Source organism: Paramuribaculum intestinale (assembly GCF_003024925.1).
Lineage (GTDB): Bacteria > Bacteroidota > Bacteroidia > Bacteroidales > Muribaculaceae > Paramuribaculum > Paramuribaculum intestinale.
On record NZ_PUED01000218.1, the window covers coordinates 1 to 3,543 of the forward strand.

General features: G+C 50.6%; 4 protein-coding genes. All 4 read left to right on the top strand.

Features of this window, described 5'->3' with window-relative positions:
• Positions 1 to 130: 130 nt before the first annotated feature.
• The 4 genes from C5O24_RS11770 to C5O24_RS11785 all read left to right on the top strand — a co-directional run bounded on the left by C5O24_RS11770 (position 131) and on the right by C5O24_RS11785 (position 3,380).
• Positions 131 to 688 carry an IS1096 element passenger TnpR family protein gene (locus tag C5O24_RS11770; protein ID WP_107034740.1) on the top strand — a complete coding sequence of 186 codons (558 nt, stop codon included), beginning with the start codon at positions 131 to 133 and terminating at the stop codon, positions 686 to 688.
• A gap of 221 nt (positions 689 to 909) precedes the next feature.
• Positions 910 to 1,605, top strand: a complete 696-nt coding sequence (gene mtnN / locus C5O24_RS11775) for a 5'-methylthioadenosine/S-adenosylhomocysteine nucleosidase (protein ID WP_107034739.1) — start codon at positions 910 to 912, stop codon at positions 1,603 to 1,605.
• Positions 1,593 to 2,075, top strand: a complete 483-nt coding sequence (locus C5O24_RS11780; protein ID WP_107034738.1) for an S-ribosylhomocysteine lyase — start codon at positions 1,593 to 1,595, stop codon at positions 2,073 to 2,075. The genes mtnN and C5O24_RS11780 overlap by 13 nt, the downstream gene beginning before the upstream one ends.
• 48 nt (positions 2,076 to 2,123) lie before the next feature.
• Complete coding sequence (locus C5O24_RS11785; RefSeq protein WP_107034737.1) at positions 2,124 to 3,380, top strand: histidine-type phosphatase; 1,257 nt, start codon at positions 2,124 to 2,126, stop codon at positions 3,378 to 3,380.
• The last annotated feature ends 163 nt before the right edge of the window (positions 3,381 to 3,543 follow it).

Consider the following 3,543-nt stretch of genomic DNA (forward strand, 5'->3'; position numbering starts at 1 on the left):
ATTTAATACGATGCCCAAGGTGGTGTAAAAAATATGTTTTTTATCACCTCAATGCGAAAATCACGATTTTTATAGTAAATTTGCAGCACAATATTCAATATCAATAGCGACAACCAAACAACATTACTCCATGATATTCACATTCCGGTTAGTATCCGACGAAGTCGACAACTTCAAGCGTGAGATCAGCATCGATTCCGATGCCACTTTTCTTGACTTGCGTAATGCTATCTGTGATTCGGTCAATTACGACAAGGGACAGATGAATTCGTTCTTTCTGTGTGATGACAATTGGGAGAAAGGCAAGGAGATAACTCTGGAGGATATGGGTGCCGACTCGGCCGACGATGTCTACCTTATGGAAGAAACGCCGCTCTCGGATTTTCTCGACGACGAAGGGCAGCGGCTCATATTCGTGTTCGATTATCTTACCGACCGTTGTTTCTTCATGGAGCTGAAGAAAACGCAGCCGGGACGTTCGCTCAAAGATCCGGTGTGCTCTCTCGCTTTCGGAAATCCCCCCGCACAGTTCGTAAACCTTGATGAATTCGAGGCACGCATTGACGAAAAGGCTGAGAAAACAGCTGCAGCCGATCCTGATCTTGATGAGAGTTTCTATGGATCTGACGAATACAACGACGACGAATTCGACGCCTCGGGATTTGACGAGGTCAATCCATACGAATAAGAACAATTCCTATTCCGGGGTTAATAGAGAAATACATCATTCGAGCCGGGCATGACATCCTGTCGCTGCCCGGCTTCCATATCGTCCACTTGTATACGGCGCGCATGGTTGAGGCTTGCAATAACAGACACCGGACAAAGTCAGAAATACCGCAGCACAAACTGTTGGTGTACTGATAGTTTGATAATCTCAACTGATTTTTGAAAAGTAACTTATCATTTATGAAGATAGCGATAGTAGTGGCAATGCAGAAAGAACTTGATCTGCTGCTGCCACATATCTCCGATATAGTTAAATCCGAAAAAGGACGCTTCATCGTCTATCACGGACAGATGGCCGGATGCGAGATCATTGCTATGCAGAGTGGCATAGGTAAAGTGAATTCCGCTCTTGCTCTGCAGTGTATGCTTAATGATTTTGCACCAGATCTGGTGATCAACACCGGAGTGGCCGGAGGCACCGGACGTACCGGAATACTCGATGTAGTGGTTGGCAGCCGTGTGGCCTATCACGATGTATGGTGCGGACCGGGAACCGTCCCGGGACAGGCATCTGGCTGTCCGCAGTTCTTCGAGCCACCATGCGGCTTGCTCGATATACCCGCTCTTGATCCTGCCGGCGGAGTGATACATGGACTTATCGCTTCAGGCGATATTTTTGTAGCGTCATCCGAAGAAACCGAGCGAATCCGCGGGCTTTATCCCGATGTGGCGGCAGTAGATATGGAATCGGCATCCATGGCGCAGACTTGTTGGCTGAGCGGCGTGCCGTTTGTTTCAGTCAGAGTGGTCAGCGACACACCCGGAGCCGCTGATAATATCTCGCAGTATGAAAACTTCTGGACTGATGCGCCAATGCGCACATTCTCCGTTCTCATGCCACTTGTAGAACAAATATCACAGCAATGGAAAAAATAGCAAGCTTCACTGTCGACCACCAGCGTCTGCTCCGTGGCATCTACGTTTCGCGGCGCGATGTCACCCGGTCGGGCGATACTCTCACCACATTCGATATACGCATGACTGAGCCCAACCGACAGCCGCCGTTGTCGGGAGCCGCACTCCACACTATCGAACACCTTGCCGCAACATATCTGCGCAACCGGGCCGACTGGAAAGACCGTGTGATATACTGGGGGCCGATGGGATGCCGAACCGGCAATTACCTCATTCTGTCGGGAGATCTGCAGCCTGAGGATATAGTAGGGCTGATGACTGATACGTTTCGCTTCATAGCCGATTATTCAGGGGAAATTCCGGGAGCCTCTCCACGCGATTGCGGCAACTATTCGTATATGGATCTTGATGATGCCAAAGCGCAGGCTCGACGCTTTCTTGAAGAAGTGTTGCTGTGCATGAAGCATGAAAACACCGCATATCCTGAGTGAACCTTTGACCGGCGTCGGTTGTTAATGAATCCAAACACGTTTTAACTCATGAAAAGATTCATTACAGCCATCTCATCACTCGCAGCGCTCATGCTGCTTTTCATTCCGCACACTGCGGCGCAGACCACCGACTACACGTTCAGAGAATGTCTTGGCAGTTCAATGCCTTATCCCGATGTCAGTTCCACGACGCAGACCCCCGACTCGCTCCGACCTATCATGATCAATCATGTTGGGCGTCACGGAGCCAGATATATGTCGTCGGGCAAAGCTGCCGATAATGTCCGAAAGGCACTTAAAAACGCTGTCAGACTCCGCACGATCACTCCGCGCGGCCGACGGATGCTGAGGCTCACTGAGCAGATAATCGAGCGCACTGCCGGCCGCTGGGGTGTGCTTGACACTCTCGGCAAAGCCGAACAGATGGGAATAGGTATGCGCATGTATAGCGATTTTCCGTCGTTGATGCGCAATGGCCGCATCAATGCCATCAGCAGCTACGTCCCGCGCTGTATCATGAGTATGTATGAGATGACCCATCAGATCGCACGTCTTGACGATAAGGTGGAGATCCACACTTCGTCAGGGCGTCAGAACAATCCCCTGCTCCGTTTCTTCAGCGATAACCGCGAGCTTGAGGAACTGTTTGCTACCGATAATTTCCGGCTCGCACTTAATGAGGCTTCCGACTCGATGGTGCCGCGAACAGTGCTCCGTAAAATGCTCGGAAGCGGCTATCCCTACAATGAAATCCACGATCAGGCAGCCCTCACCATGGATATATATTCATGCCTTGCAGCCACTGCAGCCATGGAACTGCGCTGTGACATATCGCAGTATGTCACCCGAGAGGAATTCAATGCCATGTGGTCGTTCAAAAACTACAGCCAGCATCTCGTGCATTCGGCTTCAGCCATATCCGCCGCGCCTGCCAAAGCAGCCCGGGCATTGCTCGACGATATCATCACCACCACCGACCGATTGATAGAAGGTGACTCGACGGTGGCACCGGTGCAGCTGCGATTCGGTCATGCCGAAACCCTCATGCCCTTGCTGGCATTGATGAGAATCCCCGGATGCTATCTTGATTCGGACAACCCCGATGAGGTCAGTCGTCAATGGCTCGACTTTCGTATAGTGCCTATGGCTGCCAACTTCCGTATTATCGTGTTCCGCGGACCGAAAGATGTGATATATATCCGTGCCGATCTCAACGAACAACCGATCAATCTTATAGAAGACGATCCGCGCATATATCTGCCGTGGGATGAAGCCAAGGCCTATCTGCTGCTGCGATCCATGTGATTCTGTTCCCGACAGCCTTATAGCTCTGTGACATTGCTAAGCCACAGGGCTTTTTTTATGTCAGTCTGTCAGACTGCTGACTGACTTGGAAGGGAGCTCCTGCGAGAATTATACAGTGTCTTTCACCTATCTGGAGTTTGGCGGCCTTTTGGCTGTATAGTAA